Source organism: Shewanella algidipiscicola (assembly GCF_003605125.1).
GTDB classification, from domain to species: domain Bacteria; phylum Pseudomonadota; class Gammaproteobacteria; order Enterobacterales; family Shewanellaceae; genus Shewanella; species Shewanella algidipiscicola.
Genome location: NZ_QPQT01000006.1, coordinates 105,403 through 122,384 on the forward strand (window position 1 = coordinate 105,403; position 16,982 = coordinate 122,384).

At 45.6% G+C, this 16,982-nt stretch carries 14 protein-coding genes, 1 tRNA gene and 2 pseudogenes; 4 read left to right on the top strand and 13 right to left on the bottom strand.

The window, feature by feature from the left end:
* The first annotated feature begins 34 nt into the window (after nucleotides 1–34).
* Both DVO77_RS07950 and DVO77_RS19375 read left to right on the top strand, forming a co-directional pair.
* Entirely contained in the window at nucleotides 35–2,260 is a 2,226-nt protein-coding gene (locus DVO77_RS07950) for a TonB-dependent siderophore receptor (RefSeq protein WP_162924164.1), read from the top strand.
* Nucleotides 2,261–2,401: 141 nt separating this feature from the next.
* Nucleotides 2,402–2,768 (top strand): annotated as a pseudogene (locus DVO77_RS19375) (iron reductase); the annotation flags it as partial.
* Between the two features lie 322 nt (nucleotides 2,769–3,090).
* Here the strand turns inward: DVO77_RS19375 and DVO77_RS07960 are convergent.
* The 7 genes from DVO77_RS07960 to astE form a co-directional block, all read right to left on the bottom strand.
* Nucleotides 3,091–3,178 (bottom strand) — tRNA-Ser (locus DVO77_RS07960).
* Between the two features lie 257 nt (nucleotides 3,179–3,435).
* Entirely contained in the window at nucleotides 3,436–5,424 is a 1,989-nt protein-coding gene (locus DVO77_RS07965) for a methyl-accepting chemotaxis protein (protein ID WP_110457677.1), read from the bottom strand.
* A gap of 362 nt (nucleotides 5,425–5,786) precedes the next feature.
* Nucleotides 5,787–6,854: a quinolinate synthase NadA gene (nadA, locus tag DVO77_RS07970; RefSeq protein ID WP_119977959.1), complete on the bottom strand. Its 1,068-nt coding sequence runs from the start codon at nucleotides 6,852–6,854 to the stop codon at nucleotides 5,787–5,789.
* A gap of 112 nt (nucleotides 6,855–6,966) precedes the next feature.
* A complete protein-coding gene (locus DVO77_RS07975) occupies nucleotides 6,967–8,559 on the bottom strand; it encodes a dihydrolipoyllysine-residue acetyltransferase (RefSeq protein WP_119977960.1) in 1,593 nt (530 codons plus the stop codon).
* A 10-nt stretch (nucleotides 8,560–8,569) separates the two neighbouring features.
* A complete protein-coding gene (locus tag DVO77_RS07980; RefSeq protein WP_110457680.1) occupies nucleotides 8,570–9,547 on the bottom strand; it encodes an alpha-ketoacid dehydrogenase subunit beta in 978 nt (325 codons plus the stop codon).
* Between the two features lie 3 nt (nucleotides 9,548–9,550).
* A complete protein-coding gene (locus tag DVO77_RS07985) occupies nucleotides 9,551–10,729 on the bottom strand; it encodes a thiamine pyrophosphate-dependent dehydrogenase E1 component subunit alpha (protein ID WP_110457681.1) in 1,179 nt (392 codons plus the stop codon).
* 201 nt (nucleotides 10,730–10,930) lie between these two features.
* On the bottom strand, nucleotides 10,931–11,974 hold the full coding sequence (astE, locus tag DVO77_RS07990) for a succinylglutamate desuccinylase (RefSeq protein WP_119977961.1): 1,044 nt from the start codon (nucleotides 11,972–11,974) through the stop codon (nucleotides 10,931–10,933).
* A gap of 297 nt (nucleotides 11,975–12,271) precedes the next feature.
* On the opposite strand from astE, the gene msrA reads away from it, so the two are divergent.
* Entirely contained in the window at nucleotides 12,272–12,751 is a 480-nt protein-coding gene (gene msrA, locus DVO77_RS07995) for a peptide-methionine (S)-S-oxide reductase MsrA (protein WP_119977962.1), read from the top strand.
* A gap of 392 nt (nucleotides 12,752–13,143) precedes the next feature.
* Here msrA and DVO77_RS08000 read toward each other — a convergent pair whose 3' ends face one another.
* The 4 genes from DVO77_RS08000 to DVO77_RS08015 form a co-directional block, all read right to left on the bottom strand.
* Nucleotides 13,144–13,800 (bottom strand): glutathione S-transferase family protein, encoded by a 657-nt coding sequence (locus DVO77_RS08000; RefSeq protein ID WP_119977963.1) that lies wholly within the window; start codon nucleotides 13,798–13,800, stop codon nucleotides 13,144–13,146.
* 450 nt (nucleotides 13,801–14,250) lie between these two features.
* Nucleotides 14,251–14,682: an O-methyltransferase gene (locus DVO77_RS08005; RefSeq protein WP_211328789.1), complete on the bottom strand. Its 432-nt coding sequence runs from the start codon at nucleotides 14,680–14,682 to the stop codon at nucleotides 14,251–14,253.
* Between the two features lie 198 nt (nucleotides 14,683–14,880).
* On the bottom strand, nucleotides 14,881–15,099 hold the full coding sequence (locus DVO77_RS08010) for a DUF6500 family protein (RefSeq protein ID WP_119977964.1): 219 nt from the start codon (nucleotides 15,097–15,099) through the stop codon (nucleotides 14,881–14,883).
* 114 nt (nucleotides 15,100–15,213) lie between these two features.
* Nucleotides 15,214–15,777: a dihydrofolate reductase family protein gene (locus tag DVO77_RS08015; protein ID WP_119977965.1), complete on the bottom strand. Its 564-nt coding sequence runs from the start codon at nucleotides 15,775–15,777 to the stop codon at nucleotides 15,214–15,216.
* A gap of 371 nt (nucleotides 15,778–16,148) precedes the next feature.
* On the opposite strand from DVO77_RS08015, the pseudogene DVO77_RS19405 reads away from it, so the two are divergent.
* Nucleotides 16,149–16,256, top strand: a pseudogene (locus DVO77_RS19405) (IS91 family transposase); the annotation flags it as partial.
* A gap of 33 nt (nucleotides 16,257–16,289) precedes the next feature.
* Here the strand turns inward: DVO77_RS19405 and DVO77_RS08030 are convergent.
* Both DVO77_RS08030 and DVO77_RS08035 read right to left on the bottom strand, forming a co-directional pair.
* The gene (locus DVO77_RS08030; protein WP_211328786.1) at nucleotides 16,290–16,448 is read right to left on the bottom strand and encodes a hypothetical protein; all 159 of its coding nucleotides are present in this window, start codon (nucleotides 16,446–16,448) and stop codon (nucleotides 16,290–16,292) included.
* A 150-nt stretch (nucleotides 16,449–16,598) separates the two neighbouring features.
* Nucleotides 16,599–16,976 carry a hypothetical protein gene (locus DVO77_RS08035; protein ID WP_119977966.1) on the bottom strand — a complete coding sequence of 126 codons (378 nt, stop codon included), beginning with the start codon at nucleotides 16,974–16,976 and terminating at the stop codon, nucleotides 16,599–16,601.
* Between the last annotated feature and the right edge of the window lie 6 nt (nucleotides 16,977–16,982).

The following is a 16,982-nucleotide window of genomic DNA, read 5'->3' on the forward strand; positions in this document are numbered from 1 at the left end:
ACTAACTGGCCCACTTTATTTAAACCCAACCTAAATGGAATTAAAGATCACCATTATGAAGACTTTTCCTCTCTCCAGCATCGCACTCGTCTGCAGACAAGCCCTCGTTAACCCAAAGCTACTGCTGTGCTCAGCCATGTTAGCCAGTGTGCCCCATGCCGTAGCAGACACTGTCGATGCGGATGGTAAGACTAAGAAACACCAGAAAGAGATTGAAATCATCAATGTCATTGGCGCCAAAGATTTACACGACAATCGCTATAAAACCCAAGGGATGAATACAGCGACGGGGCTCGATTTATCCTATTTAGAAACGCCGCAGTCGGTCACGTCTATCACCCGTCAAATGATGAACGATCAACAGCTTAATAGCGTGATTGATGCCATGACCAGCGTTGCCGGGATCAATGCCCGCCCTATGGATAATGACAGATACAGCATTAGTGCCCGCGGCATTGCCGTAACCAGCATACTGTACGATGGCGTGCCCACCACCTACGACACCCGCTTCAACTATGGCGATAATCTGATCGACACTGCCATCTACGAGCGAGTAGAAGTGGTACGCGGCGCGACGGGACTCATGACGGGAGCCGGTAATCCCTCGGCGGCCATTAACCTTATCCGTAAACGCCCAACCCAAGAGTTTATGGGCAGCACCTCGTTAAGTGTGGGCTCATGGAATAATGTGCGCGGTATGGTCGATGTGTCCAGCGCCTTAAATGATTCAGGGTCTGTGCGCGGCCGCGTAGTGGCCGCCTATCAGGATAAGGATTCATTCCAAGACAGATACGAGCAGCAGCGCACCACGCTATACGGCATAGTCGAAACCGATATTGGCGATAGCACCTTGTTCACCCTAGGGGTTGATTACCAAGATGCCACGCCGAGCGGCACTATGTCGGGCGGTTTACCACTTTTTTACAGCGATGGCAGTCGCACTAACTATGATCGCGCCACTTCAACAGCGCCCGATTGGGGCTCGGCGCATACCCAAGGCCTCAACACCTTTGCCAGTCTCGAGCACAGATTTGATAATGGCTGGAACCTAAAAGGGACGTACACCTATGGCGACAACTCATTGCAGTTCGATGTGCTATGGGCCACAGGCTATCCCGATCCTATCACCAACATTGGCGCCACTGCAGGCTCTATCGCCTATGTCGACGGCAGTCGCACCCAACACAATGTGGATTTACGTGCCGAAGGACAATTCCAACTCTTTGGTCAGGAACATCAATTGATGTTTGGCTGGAATGGTCAGCGACAAGAATTTGCCAATCCCTATTATTCCCCCACTGCTGCAGTGCCGCCACTGGGGGATTTTCGCGATCCAAACTTCCAGTACCCTAAACCTCAATGGCAAGATACCTCAGACATTGGCTCATCTGGCGAAACCAAGCAGAGTGCCGCCTATGTGGCGACTCAGCTTAATCTCAGCGATGCCTTAGCTGTCCTTGTCGGATTACGCCTCAATGAATGGCAAACCGACCAAGATAACTTTGGCAGCCTATACGATTTCAGCATCAGCAACGAACTCACCACTTACTTTGGCCTCACTTACGCTCTGACCGAGCAATATTCGCTCTACGCCAGCTATACAGACATTTTTGCGCCGCAAACTAAGCAAAGAATCGATAAAAGCTACCTAGATCCGGTCAAAGGAAAAAACTACGAAGGCGGGATTAAGGCGAGTCTATTCGATGAGGCCTTAGATATGTCACTGTCGGTGTTTGAGATCAGACAAGACAATGTCGGAGTCCGCACTGGCGATGTGATCCCAGGAACAACAACACAAGTGTATGAAGGCGTAAACGGTACAAAAACACAGGGATTCGAATTTGAATCGACAGGTAAAATCACTGATGATTGGAATGTTTACTTAGGCTACACCCAGTTCACCACCGAAGACCCAGATGGTAAACGCATCAGTACCACTTCACCACGTCAGCAATTAAAACTCTTCACCACTTATACCTTTGGTGGTGATTGGCATAAATTGCAAATGGGAGCAGGGGTTAACTGGCAGAGCCGAGTCTATCAAACGGTCAATTCGCCACTTGGCAAAGTCGAAGTAGAGCAAGGCTCCTATGCACTGGCAAGTTTGATGGCAAGTTACGCCTTCACCGAGCAACTTAAGCTTAGCGCCAACCTGCACAACGCCTTAGATAAAACCTACTACAGCCAAGTCGGTCAATACAGCCAATTCCAATACGGTACGCCGCGCAGTGCCAGCTTAACCTTGGACTATCGCTTCTAAGTCAGACTTTTATTGAGATAGTTCGAAAACCCTTGTGAGTTCAAGTATTGAGCTCACAAGGTCCTCATCTATCGGACTTATCAATAATAACGGGGCTTATCAAGCACAGCGGCAATCAATCACAGCCATTAAGGAGTCACTATGGCAAGCCAACGGGGAGACACCAGACTGCAACTATTGCGCGAGACCTCGCTCAGGCACGATGCTTTGAATCACATCATTTTGACACTCAATCAGCTGTTACATGAGCGGGCCCCTTCTATGGCGAGCACCTAAACTCAACGACCTCACCCACGGGACTCAGTTTCGATGAATGGAGCAGCACTGATACTTATCAAACATTGCTCGCGCGTTTTGCCATAGCACACCCTACCCAGAAACTCTGACTAAGATTGAATCCGAAACCGATATAACAGTTACAACCTGCCAAACGCCCGCTTTCGCCAGTAGAAGAGACGCTCGCAAAACGCTGCGTTCACTTTGGGCCCAATGGTATTTTGGCCAACTAACAAGATAGACACTGACGTACATTCGCCATTAAACCTATATCCGCCGCCAGTTAATAAAAATAACCCCACCAGCATCAGGTAGTCTTTATGGGTTATCCTTAGGTTTATTCACAACGGTCTTGTTGTTAGCTGACTTAGTATTCCTTACCATGCAGCCTCCAAAGCAATAACTCACCCAAAGTTATGCTTTTAAAAACCAAGCATAACTATAAAAGCTGGATGCAGTATGACTGCTAATAGACACGGTAGGACGATAAATCATTGATTTTATAAAAAGCAGATAAGAAAAAAGACGCCCTAGGACGTCTTTAAACTTGAATTTGGCGGTGAGAGAGGGAGTCGAACCCTCGATACGTTTCCGTATACACACTTTCCAGGCGTGCTCCTTCGGCCACTCGGACATCTCACCGTATCATTAGCGTTATCGGAACCTTAAGATTCGATGCGGCCAACGGAGCGACACTTTACGCAAATCACTAAACTGGGTCAAGCAATAAAACAACTGTGTCAAGCATTTGCGTAATAGTTCACCAGTTTTCTTGTTTCCCAGCCCTATTCTGGTTTGGCTCTGACGAAAGTGTCTTATATCTGTGGTGTACAACATGATGCATATGCAAGCAAGCTGATGAAAACCTAAATTGCATACCCAACTCACTAGTCAGTGAGTTACTTAAACTTACTCACGAGTTGTGACATAGCGCTGACATCGTTAAGCAAGGCTTCGTTTAGCTGACTGAGCTTATCGGATACATCATGGGTGTTACGATAAATCTCACTTATCTTCATCGCATTTTGATTCACCTCTTCAGAGACAACCGACTGTTGATGTGTTGCCGCTGCAATTTGCTCGTTCATGCTATCGATAACACTGACTTCATTCACAATACGCACTAATTCTTCACCGGCGCGACGAGACTCGACAACACTAGTCTCGGCACGCGCCTTGCCCGCTTCCATCGCTTTTACGGCGAGCAGTGCACCACGCTCTAGACGCTCTGTCATGCTACGGATATCTTCTGTGGATGTCTGCGCTCGTTGAGCGAGGTTTCTGACTTCATCGGCCACCACGGCAAATCCACGTCCCATCTCACCGGCGCGCGCTGCCTCTATCGCGGCATTGAGTGCCAATAAATTGGTTTGCTCGGCAATGCCGCTGATCACGCTAAGCACATCGACAATCCCTTTAATATCTTTATCAAGATGATTGATTGCCACTGCCGCTTCATCAATTTCGATAGCCAGCTGATTGATTGACTCAGCCGTACGCTCTACTTCTTGGCTGCCCTCTTGGGCTTCTTTATTGGCTTTTGCCGACGCTTCTGATGCTTGCACCGCATTTTGAGCAATCTCTTGTACCGTGGCACTCATCTGCGTCATGGCCGACGCAACTTGATCGACTTCGCTATGACCTTGAGTGACATCTTCGCGCATATTGCGCGCATAGCCTTCCATCTCTTGGCAAGCATTAAGCAAGCCTTTGGTGTTAGTGCGCACCGTGCCGATAACCGTTTCAAAATCTGTCATCATGTGGTTAAACGCTTGTCCCAATTGCGCGATCTCGTCACGTCCAGATACGGCTACCCGTACACTCAAATCATAATGTTGCTGCGATTCAGTCACTTTATGGTATAGGTTGCGCAGTGAACGATGCAGATAACGACCGATGAACAGTGACAGCACAATGACAACTAAACCTGAGGCCAACATCAACACGATGGCGCTGATCATCAAGGTGGTAGCTTGGGTCAAAGCTGCACGGGTATCAGTTAACAACTCGTTGGATAAGCGCAGCTCAAATTGCCGCAGGGCTTCGATTCTCGCGGTCGACTTGGCAAACCATTGAGTCGAACTGTTAGCTTGTAGCTGTTGTGGGTCTTGGCTAAAGGCGATACTACGTAGCTGATTTACCTCGGTAAAAGTAGAAGAATTAGCAAGTTGTTGGTACGCAGACTTAACCTGAGGAGTCGCCAAAGCCAAGAAGCGCTCTTCATAGGTATTTTGCTCTGACACTAGTGTGGCAAATTTAAGAAACATAGTTGGTTTAAAGCTTGGGTTACCAAACGTGGAGCTTAATACAGCCCGCTCGATTCCGGCACGTTCTTTCATCTGCAAATATGCTGCAAAACTAGCAGATTGAATGGCAATAGCACGGTTATCCCCCTGCAAGCTAGCGTGGTCAACAATGGTCAATAAGGCGGCATTAAGCTCGCTATAATACTGCACTTCTTCAGCCACACTAATAGTCTGTTGATCGATACGCCGGCGCACCTCATCGAGTCGATTAAGCATACTGTTAACCTTGTTCATCTGAGTTGTAAAACCCGCTGGGATGGTGTGGTTCAACGTAAAAGCGCTAAATGTATTGACTTGTTGATCGCTGAACTGACGTTGGTTAGGCAACTTATCGGCAAACGCTTGCCCTTTTGACCCAAGAAATCCTGCGCTCATGCCGCGCTCTTTTTGCAATTCATGAACTAAATTACTGTTCACCTGCGAGAACTCAGCCAGAGTTTCTATTTGGCTAAGTCCTTGCTGTATTTGATATTGACCATAAACAACGTATAAGCCAAAAAATAACGCCCCAAGAATAGGCGGCACGATAACAAGTAACAGTTTGTTTTTTATTGAGAGATTACTTACCCATTGCATATTCATGATTGGTTATCCCTAACGCTGCATGTTTTAAGCCATTGTATTATCATCTTTAAGACGCTCCGTAGTGTGAACCAATGGCTCGCTGTATGAGGTCTTAGTTTATAAACACTAGCACACAATCCAAATGTAATGAAAATGCCAACAAAACATAAACTAAAGCCAAATCCAGTGAGACAGAGTCTGTTAAGCCTTCAAGCAATGAAGTGCAATGCGCTTCTGCTCTAGCACTGCGCGGCATTAGAACAAATTCAGCCATCAAAAAAGCGCCTTTAAAGGCGCTTTTTTTGTGTAATATCAAGTTTACTTAGCTGTTGGATAATTTACAGCCTTATTGACCACTTTTCAGCTACTCCGTGGCGGTGTTAGGCATTACCTTTAATTTGCATATTTAACGCTTTGGCAAAGTTGAGCATTCTGTCTAACGGTAACAAGGCCCTTTGACGCAAAGACTCATCGACAAATATCTCATGTCGTGCACGGTCACTGTCACTTAACGCTGCCTCAATGGCTTGTAGGCCGTTCATCGCCATCCAAGGGCAATGGGCACAGCTTCGGCAGGTTGCTCCGTTACCACCAGTGGGCGCCTCGATTAATGTTTTGTTAGGTGCAGCTTGCTGCATCTTATAGAAAATGCCCTTATCAGTTGCCACGATAAAGGTGTCATTATCCATTGATTGTGCAGCTTTAATCAACTGGCTGGTTGAACCCACCGCATCGGCTAACTCGACGACACTGGCGGGTGACTCAGGATGAACTAACACGGCTGCATTTGGATGCAGTGCTTTGAGTTCACGTAATGCCTTGGCCTTAAATTCATCATGGACAATACACTCACCTTGCCACATCAACATCTCGGCACCAGTTTGCTTGGCAATGTAACTGCCTAAGTGTCTGTCTGGGCCCCAGATGATTTTTTTACCTTCGCTATCTAGATGCTCAACAATTTCCAGTGCAATGCTAGAGGTAACCACCCAATCGGCGCGGGCTTTGACCGCTGCAGATGTATTGGCATAAACCACGACGGTATGATCGGGATGAGCGTCGCAAAAAGCACTGAAGGTTTCGATGGGGCAACCCACATCCAATGAGCAAGTTGCATCGAGGGTGGGCATTAAGACGGTTTTTTCTGGGCTCAAGATTTTTGAGGTTTCGCCCATAAATTTAACCCCAGCTACAATCAATGTCTTAGCGGGATGATCGCGCCCAAATCGCGCCATTTCAAGTGAGTCAGATACACAACCGCCAGTCTCCTCGGCTAATGCCTGGATCTCTGGGTCGGTATAGTAATGGGCTACTAACACCGCGTCCTTTTCTTTTAAAAGCTGCTTAATACGCGCCTTATAATGCTGTTTTTGCTCATCATTTAGCGGAATAGGTTTAGCGGGAAATGGATATTGTATGTTTGATATACTTGGAGCTAACTGACTCATGCTTAAACCAAAAATAGTGGATTAATTTACGTCATTATACTTAATTCAGGCCAAAGATTAATAGCATTAAAAAAAAAGAGCGCTAAGCGCTCTTTTTCAAAAAAACGTTTTGTTAATGCATAGCCAGCAGCATCTCTTGAGGCTGTTCAAGATACTGTTTCCACAAATTACAGAAGCGTGCAATGGTGCCGCCATCGATAACGCGATGGTCACCCGACCAACTCACTTGCATGATCTTACGAGCCTCTACCTCGCCCAGCGCATTAAAGCGCGGCAACGTTTGCAGTTTACCTAACGCCACAATCGCTACCTCAGGTTTATTGATAATAGGCGTTGCGACTGTGCCACCTAATGCACCAATATTAGAGATAGAAATGGTGCCACCTTTAAGGTCCTGCGGGCTCACCCTGCCACTTCGGGCATCTTTAGTTAACCGAGTGATCTCACTGGCCACGTCAAGAATCGATTTAAGCTGTACATCTTTAACATTAGGCACCAATAAACCCACTTTAGAGTCAACCGCCATGCCTATATTGTGTGAAGTAAAGAAGGTTTGCTCGGTGCAGTCGTCATTAACACGGCTATTGATATCGGGGAATTGACTTAAGGCCAACGACATCGCTTTCATAAAAAACGGCATCATAGTGAGCTTTAACTCATCACTAGAATAACGCTGCTTTAACGATTCGCGCAGGGCAACTAACTCGGTTAAGTCTAACTCTTCGCAATAGGTGAAATGCGGTATGGTCGATACCGACTCCATCATCATCTTCGCCATCACGGCGCGAACGCCCCGAATGGGCTCGACTCGATCAGGTAGGTGGCTCACTGGTGTGGTGATCTGCTCGGCGCTGCTGGCAGCTTTAGCCGCTTTGGCTTTAACCGCTTCGCCGCCACGATAACGCTCGACATCCTCTTTATAGACGCGGCCATGTTTGCCCGTACCAGGCACTTTGGCTAAATCGATATCATAACTGCGTGCCAAACGTCTTACTGCTGGGCTGGCGAGTGCTTTACCATTGCTAGGTAATGTCCCCTCGACGTCTAAGGTGTCATTACCTGTCGCCGCATTATCAGCACTAGCGGCATGCGGTTGCGACACAGCTTGCGCTGCAGGCGCCGACTCCACCTCCACTTCAATAGCAAATAACGGTGAATGCACTTGGGCAAGTTGCCCTTTACGGTAATGCAGTTTTACAACCTTACCACTCTTTATGGCCGGAATTTGCACCAGTGCTTTGTCAGTCATGACATCGGCAATGGGTTGGTCTTCAACCACCATGTCGCCTTCTTTGACTAACCAATCCACTAATTCACATTCGACAATCCCCTCGCCAATATCAGGCAGTAAAAACTCTTCAATGGCGGTGCTTACGGCACTTATGCTGGCATCATCTTGCGATGAATCATTTTGAACGCTAGCTAAATTAACGGCCTCCTCAGACGATAATTTAGTCTCAGTAACATCATCCATTTCCACCGAATAAAGCGGTGCATGCACTTTTGCGACGTCGCCTTTTTTGTAATGAAGTTTTTTGATAACACCTGCATGGGGTGCCGGAATTTGCACTAAGGCTTTGTCTGTCATGACATCGGCAATGGGTTGGTCTTCAACCACTATGTCGCCTTCGCTCACCAGCCATTCGACCAGTTCACACTCAACGACCCCTTCACCTATATCGGGTAAAATAAATTCTTTAATCATGCCTGCGCTCCTAATATTTCATCGATGCTTTGATCGCTTCAAACGTTTTGAGCGCATCTGGCATATATTCTTTTTCGTGCACCAAGGGGTAAGGCGTATCTAGGCCACACACTCGGCTAATGGGAGATTCAAGATACAAGAAACACTCTTCTTGAATCGTGGCGGCAATTTCACCTGCGAAGCCACCCGTTAATGGCGCTTCGTGATTGATGAGCAGGCGACCGGTTTTCTTAACTGACGCCGCGACTGTCTCCACATCCCATGGGGCAAGTGTACGTAAATCGATGATTTCGCATGAAATACCCTTTTTGGCTGCCATCGAAGCTGCATTTTCGATGATCTCCATCTGCGCCCCCCAAGCCAATAAGGTGATATCTGTGCCCGCTTTAACCACTTCCGCTTTACCTAGCTCTATCTCATAGGCGCCTTCAGGGACTTCACCGACACTGGCGCGGTACAAGCGTTTAGGCTCGAAAAACACCACAGGGTTATTGTCGCGAATAGAAGCCAGTAGCAAGCCTTTAGCCTGATAGGCATTTCGTGGCACAACCACTTTTAAGCCAGCGGTTTGAGTGAAATAAGCTTCAGGTGATTGTGAATGATAATGACCACCAGCGATACCTCCACCATAAGGCGTGCGGTAAGTGATGCCACCGACGTTGAATTCGTTACCACTGCGATACCTAAACTTGGCCGACTCGTTGACGATTTGGTCAATGGCTGGAAAGATATAATCGGCAAATTGGATTTCGGCAATCGCGGTCATGCCGTTTGAGGCTAAACCGTTAGCAAAACCGGCAATGCCTTGCTCTGTCAGTGGGGTATTAAAACAGCGATCGCGGCCAAATTTTTCCTGTAAGCCTGAGGTGGCACGAAATACGCCACCAAAGTGGCCTACATCTTCACCAAACAATACTGCTTTCTCGTCGGTTTCCATTGCAATGGTCAAGGCATCATTGATGGCTTGTAACATATTGATCTTTGCCACGATTTAGACTCTCCCTGCACTATTTGGATAGGACTCTGGATATTTCTTAATATGCTGTTTAAGATTTTTGAGTTGCTGCTCGAGACGCGGCGTTGGCGTGTCATACACATCGGTTATCAGTTCATCTATGGTCACAACAGGCAGTTTCTCTGCCACTTTAACCGAGGCTAACACCTCTTGACGATATTTTTCATATAGAGCGCTGTCATCGCTTTCAGCTAACCAACCTTTATTGATCATCCACAATTTAAACCGCTGCACGGGATCATGTTGTTGCCACTTCGCCTCTTCCTCTTTGGAGCGATAGCCAGAGGGATCATCTGACGATGAATGTGCGCCCAGGCGATAGGTCATCGCTTCAATGAGTACTGGCGCATTATGCTCTAACGCATAGGCTCTGGCTTGCTGGGTAGCGGCAAGCACTGCCAACATGTCGTTACCATCAACGCGAATCGTGTGCATACCATAACCGACGCCTCGGCTGGCAATACCATTGCCGGCAAACTGCTCGCTGGTCGGCGTTGAGATGGCATAGCCGTTATTACGACAGAAGAAAATCGTCGGCGACTTAAGCACGGCGGCCATATTCAATCCGGCGTGAAAATCTCCCTCAGAGGCGGCACCTTCACCGAAGTAACAGATTGCAACATTACGTTTGCCCTGCATTTTAAGGCTATAACCGACCCCTGTGGCTTGTGGTATTTGCGTTGCTAGTGGCGATGAAATGGTTTGATAATGCAAGGCACTGCAACCATAGTGGATCGGCATTTGACGGCCTTTCCCCAGATCTTTTTCATTGCTGAACATCTGGTTCATAAACTGCTCGGTGGTAAATCCACGGTAACGCAGCGCGGCATGCTCCCGGTATTGCGCTAAGATAACATCTTCATCATCGAGCGCCGCGACACTGCCAACAACCGAGGCTTCTTCACCGGTGCAGGTCATGTAAAAACTGATGCGTCCCTGACGCTGTGCACCTAACATGCGTTCATCGAGTACGCGAGTAAAGACACAGGTGTCATGAATTTTTTCAGCTAAAGCTTGGTCGATCACCGGTAATACCGCTTCTTCGAACGTGGTGCCGTCTGCTTGAAGGATCTTCAAAATCGGGATTGATAGCGAATCTTTATCAAGAAAGCTGACCCGATGGACAGTTTCTGTCGTGCTCTTAGTGTTGCTCATACTATTCTCTTATCAGCTGAGTTTTCTTGTTATTGAGTTGCCAGCAAATGTGTTAACACCCATTCATTGGCCAGTATTATCTTCACACGTGAGCCTCAAGTTACGTTAACGTAAACTACCTATCAAGCCCAACTCGTCTAAAGTAACTAACTAGCATCTAACATTGTTGTATATTTAGCTTTACAAGCCTAGCGCGCCGCCTTAGTTAACCTGATAACCCTGTGCAGGCACCAAACAGAGCACGGTTCTTTGCCCGACCGGCACATTGGCATTAGGAAATACGATAGACTCGGATGCAGCATCAACCTTAATCTCTGCCCCCCCCTCTTTTGCTAACACATAACCTTTAGGAAACGCGGTAAAATTCTCCACATCACTGGTAAACGTAAACTCAAAATCGTCATAACGCTTATTGATAGAGCGATTAACTTGGTAAAGGTTAAGCTGAGTGTTATCGAAGGCCGGCAATCCCAAAGGTTCACCTTTAATCAATTGAATTAACATTGTTTTTAACGCAATAAAGCGTGTCATATCATTTTGGCCCATCGGCATTACCTTGCCAAGTTCGATAGTAAAAGCATGGGCTTGATAATTATGAGCAGAAAAATAACTAAAAGTGGTGGTTGGCTCATGATGAAATAACACAGTGTTAATACCACAAGCGGCTAAAAACATCAGTTGCTCACCACTGTACGGTGCACCTTGACGATAAGGATAAATGGCAAACTTCTCATGCTTGGAACCACGAATAGCCGTATGTAAGTCATAGTGATATCGCGGCGAGTTAGGCTGACCACCCATAAAGAAGCGATCGACATAACGCTCAAGCTTTTTAGCTCTCACACGCTCGGCGTTGATAAGCCCTTGTCCACTGGAGTGTGCCCCACTAAAAAGTCGATTGAGGTTTTCTTCAACAAAACGGGTGCCATTTAAAATCGCTGCAGGATTACCAATTAAAAAAAGTAACCTTTGCTGCGTCACCAGTTGGCCGCTGAGTAACTGAGTGATCAGCGTGTTACACAGTTCAATGGGTGCGGTTTCATTACCGTGTATGGCGCTGGACAATACAATATTTTTAACTAGTGCATCGCCGCTAGACTTCGGCTCAAATGCAATCACCCCAGTATCCCAAATATGTACGCGGGTGTGTTCACCTATGCTAAAGGTAAACGGCTCAGGGATAGATTTTGGATTTGCGAGGGTAAATTGCAAAAAGTCATTCGACAAATTTAGTGCTTGTTGCACACAAAACTCCTTACATTATTCATACCTTACAGACCACGTTGATCTGTCGTAATAGGCATGACTCCTTGGATTTATTAGTATTATGTTTATCAACGCCTGATAGTACCATTTAACGGATCAGACAGCCATTTGTCACCACACAATAACTTAGTGACCGGTAAATTAAACTTGCAATCTCATTAAAGCCACCACACAATAAAGCCATCTAGACGTCTACACTGGCTAAAGAGGAATACTGATAACTTGCTCCTCTACCTGCTATATAGGCATATCAATTAAACGTCATGGGGTGTACAGATGGCTATAGCCACATTTGGTGCTGGTTGTTTTTGGGGTGTAGAGTACTTTTTCAGACAAATTGAAGGGGTGACAGCAGCAAGCTGTGGTTACATGGGCGGTGACGATAAACGCACCACTTACGAACAAGTCAAACAAGGTAACAGCGGTCACGCTGAAGTAGTTCAGGTTGAATATGACGAACATCGAGTCAGTTATGAACAACTTTTAGCCGTATTTTGGTCTAATCACAACCCGACCATGCTTAACATGCAAGGCGGTGACATAGGTCATCAATATCGCAGCGCGATCTTTTTTTACGATCAGCAACAAAAAGCGGCAGCTGAGCAATCGAAGCTTGCCTTAGCGCGAAGCGGAAAATGGGGGATGCGCCAAATAGTCACAGAAATAGTGCCCGCGATGCCGTTTCACCGCGCCGAAGAGTATCACCAAAACTACTTAAAAAAGAATAACCTACCAAGTTGTCACCTGACTTATTAAGTGACGATTACAAGCTCAATACTCAGCGAGGATATTACTTTCCTGACACTATTTATAATAGTACTGGCATGTAGTCTGCTCATTTTTTGTGATGAAGAACTCAGATTAAGTGGCTTGTTATGAAAGCGGATAGTTTATGTCGAAAGTACTTTGATGCTAACCACTCTTTGATGTCTGTATGCTACTCACCAGTTTGTTGAGCCTTAAAAATGCCACCAATCCATAAGGTTGGCGGCTTTTTATCATATCAATCTAGTCATCACAGCGTTTTATGTAACGATTGACTTCAAACGACTAATTGATAGGCCTTAGTATTTATAGAGCTTAGTATTCACCGCAGTTAAGTCAGTTTAATCTCAGTTTGCATCAACAGCACTGGGTCTTCACCAAACTTATGCCGTTATTTTTGCGATAATATTTTGCTCGCCGGGTAACATGGCTTGCATCGATGCCCGCGCCTTAACCCGTAAATATAAAGCACTTAAATATGGCCAACGCGTCGCATCAATTGTCTCGCCAGCGTGCTCCATATTAACCATCTGACAACTGAAAGCCAGATCCGCTAAGGTGAGCTTTCCTGCGACAAAATAATCATTACCGGCTAACTGTTGCTCAAGGTAATCGAAATGAGCAGGCAGTTTTTCAGTCAGTGTTAACTGTACAACACCTTCGTCACACTCTTTCCCCATACTTTTACTGAGCACACGCTGTGCAAACACACTAAAGGTTGTCAGAGGTGCTAGCTCGTCATCGGCGTATTTAGCTAACCAACGCACGCGCGCATTTTGTTCAGCATTATCACCCATTAAGCTCAACGCTTGTGGGTATTGCTCTTCGAGATATTGGCAGATCACGCTCGAATCGGCCAAAGTGAACTCTCCCACTTTAATCGCAGGAATACGGTTGAGTGGGTTTATCTCTTTATACCAAGACGGCTGATCAAATGGCGAGATTATCTCTAATTGATAATCCAGCGCCTTTTCAGCCAAGCACAAACGTACTTTACGCACAAATGGCGACAGCGGCACACCATAGAGTATCAGGCTCATTGTAAATCCTCAGTTAATTTAGAATTAGTTAATTTATAAAATGAGTCATGCTATACGTCTTATGTGATTAACACAAGATGCCGTTATTACAGTGAATGATATGGCACATATGCCAAATCATCATGACGGCCCACATCAACTTGTATGCTGCACGACAAAGGCTTAGATGGATTGCCTGAACGTAATTCACAGAATCTATAGCTAGATGCTTAGCTTGATCTCCCCCAACAACTTTATATGGCGCAACATCCTTGTGATGACTGCGCGCCACTGTCACAAGGGGATCATGACTAAGCCGGCAATGATAAACTAACCCAACGCATGCCCAATGCGACATCTCATGTACCGAGCCCCTGTAAATCGCTCAATTCACCTCGACTTCAACTTTATAAACAAGCAACTCACCTTTACTAACCGGCACTAAGGCAGACTTTAGGTTATTTTGCTTGTTTAACCAAAGGGTGAAATCTGCCAGCTCATCGCGATGAGAAATGGCATTATCACAAACAAGTAAACCACCAGGCTCACAAGGGTATTAAATAATGGTTCGGCTAATGATAAATACGCCTTTCGGTCAGCATCGAGAAATATGAAGTCGACTCGTTCAGTCAGATGCTCAAGAACTTCACTAACGTCCCCGGCTAGCTGAGTGATCTTAGCGCTGACACCGGCTTGTTCAAAGTTAAGCCTAGCTTCTGAGATTTTCTGTGGATTCACCTCAACAGTGTAAATTCTGCCGCAACTTAGAAGTACAGAAGCCAACCAAAGTGTGGAATACCCATTAGATGTGCCAATCTTTAAAATCTTACTGGCACGAGTAGCCTGAACAAGAATGGAGAGAAATTCACCTGTATCTCTTGTTATATTGGGGTATTTTTTGATATCTCAGATTGAATCCGATCATTCTCGATACCCATTTGCGCTAAGTCGGACATCAATTTTTGCAGTGTCATCGTACTTCCTCTTTAAAAATACATAAGGTCCCACTTTGACTCAAAATTGTGCCCAAAAGCACCAGAAATATCGCTCTAGACTAAAAACGCTTCTCCAGTAGATTGTTACGTGCTTAACTAAATACGGCTAAGCACCGGACTTCACCATCTCTTTGATCTTGATCGCTTTTTCGAAGTGATCCAATTTATGTGTTTCGATCCACCAGCGAGCCACCTCCATGAGAAGCTCTGGCTGATCGTTTCTATTTTTGAAGAATGCATAAAAAGACAACCCAACTTCCGAGCCTTTCTGCTTAATCTTTAGATCACATACTTCAACAATTTTATCTCTAAGTACTGTGCGCAAAACGGTATCTCAATATTGGGTTGTCCAACTGACAGTATGGTATTGACAACATTAATTCAAATGTGCATCGATTTGAATTGCAAGAACTAGGCGTTAACTGTCCGCTTAACACTGTTATAAATAATTGACTGTATACTTAACTTGAATATAGTCATTTGGATATACCCTAGCAAAAGCGGATGTTAACTTAATAGGTTGAGCAACTTTACCGAAGAGAGGAATGCCGCCGCCAAGGATAACAGGGGCTTTAGTGATGATCATTTCATTTATCAGTTGTCGATTTAGAAACGAGGTGATCGTAGTACCACCATCAATATAAGCATGCTCATAGCCCTCACTCTCGAGTTTATTGATAAGATCCCCGATATCGCCAGAATACATCTCCACTTTATCTCGTAAACTCACTGCCGCTTGCGTCAGCGAATGACTCAGTGCGTAAATTTTGATATTCCCGTAAGGCCACTGCTCTGGAGTGAGGTTAAAACTAGACAAAGTCTCCATGCATTTACGCCCCATAACCATACAGTCAACCGATGAAATAAAATCATTAAACCCCATATCTGGGCTGTCACTCATATCCGCTTCTTGATCACCCGATGTATGAAGCCAATCAACATTGCCTCCTAGTGTTGCTATATAACCATCAGCGCTAGTTGCAATAAATACAGAACATTTCATGTTTAATTTTGACCTCAAATCTCAGAACACTTATAACGAGCTGTTAAACGAAGCCGCTTCGCGGCAGAAAAGATAAAAAACCTCTTTATCCTTCCTGCCTAAATACTTTCTAGAGGCGACCTGATTTGGCTTGCCAACCTAACAACAACGCTTTGATTCTCTTTATGAACAATATCTTACCAACTTGACACTACAAGGAAAGCGACCTGCGACTATCGATGCTTATAGCCGTGCGCTACGGCGTATTTCAGCCTACTTTGACTGCTAGTCTAATAACTTGAGTACCGCTGATTTAAAGTGATAGTTCGCTGATCTCATAGCGTCTCATTCATGGCACACGGTTAAGTTTGACCTGTTTAACGCCTTTAACCTTGCCAGCGCTAAAATACCTGCCCCGCTATCTTTATCGCGGCGCACTTCCTGACAAAGCAATCATCAATGACATTGATGACCACATCAGCTTCAACTATCTAGACAGTTAAACTCAGACCTCTAAAGAGCATACCTTAGGTCTATGGCTTAACGATACAAGCAGCTAGAATTCGCCCATTATCTAATGCAGCAAAACACCATGAATCAGATAGATATGACGCGATATTTGCTTCGCAAGGATCAGCTTCAAACAATAAATCTAAAGGAGTTTCGCTACTTTTGACTTCGATATATTGCATATTTCCTCCAAGCACATAACGCCGCCTTGAGTGGTGAATAACACTAGCATCCAAGCTAAACAAGCAGCCTCGGGCTTGTTCAACACTTGGGATAAGGTCGCGGCTACGCGCGGCCTATCCTTATTGTATGGATAATAACTAAGTAATTTGTTAGGAGTGGTTGCCCGACAATATTTCATTAACTCTTGGTTTTGTATATTTAAACTCTGCCACCACATCATCTGAGTCTCCTCGATGATGGTACTCCCCCTCATCAAAGGCCAAGTAAACATCATACGCTGGTGATGGCAGTGTGTTGTTGTTAGAGGATAAAAACACTTCATCAGTCATAAATCCAAAGAGCCAATTTGCAGCACCATCTCCAAATTTAAAATCATATTGACCATTTTGATATCCTTTCGCCAGCGTTATTGCAAAATCGTTTACAAACTCAACTAGCGATTGCTTTTTTGAACCAGCAAAATCTACTGCAACGCCGTAGTCAAGCTCATAATCACTCGCTTGATTTAGAATCTGCTCTAGGGTCACTCGTAC

Bases quoted from the DNA above. Each gene is read 5' to 3' on its own strand.
- DVO77_RS07950 (WP_162924164.1), top strand. From the start codon at position 35: ATGGAATTAAAGATCACCATTATGAAGACTTTTCCTCTCTCCAGCATC.
- DVO77_RS07965 (WP_110457677.1), bottom strand. From the start codon at position 5,424: ATGAATATGCAATGGGTAAGTAATCTCTCAATAAAAAACAAACTGTTA.
- nadA (WP_119977959.1), bottom strand. From the start codon at position 6,854: ATGAGTCAGTTAGCTCCAAGTATATCAAACATACAATATCCATTTCCC.
- DVO77_RS07975 (WP_119977960.1), bottom strand. From the start codon at position 8,559: ATGATTAAAGAATTTATTTTACCCGATATAGGTGAAGGGGTCGTTGAG.
- DVO77_RS07985 (WP_110457681.1), bottom strand. From the start codon at position 10,729: ATGAGCAACACTAAGAGCACGACAGAAACTGTCCATCGGGTCAGCTTT.
- msrA (WP_119977962.1), top strand. From the start codon at position 12,272: ATGGCTATAGCCACATTTGGTGCTGGTTGTTTTTGGGGTGTAGAGTAC.
- DVO77_RS08000 (WP_119977963.1), bottom strand. From the start codon at position 13,800: ATGAGCCTGATACTCTATGGTGTGCCGCTGTCGCCATTTGTGCGTAAA.
- DVO77_RS08015 (WP_119977965.1), bottom strand. From the start codon at position 15,777: ATGAAATGTTCTGTATTTATTGCAACTAGCGCTGATGGTTATATAGCA.
- DVO77_RS08030 (WP_211328786.1), bottom strand. From the start codon at position 16,448: ATGCAATATATCGAAGTCAAAAGTAGCGAAACTCCTTTAGATTTATTG.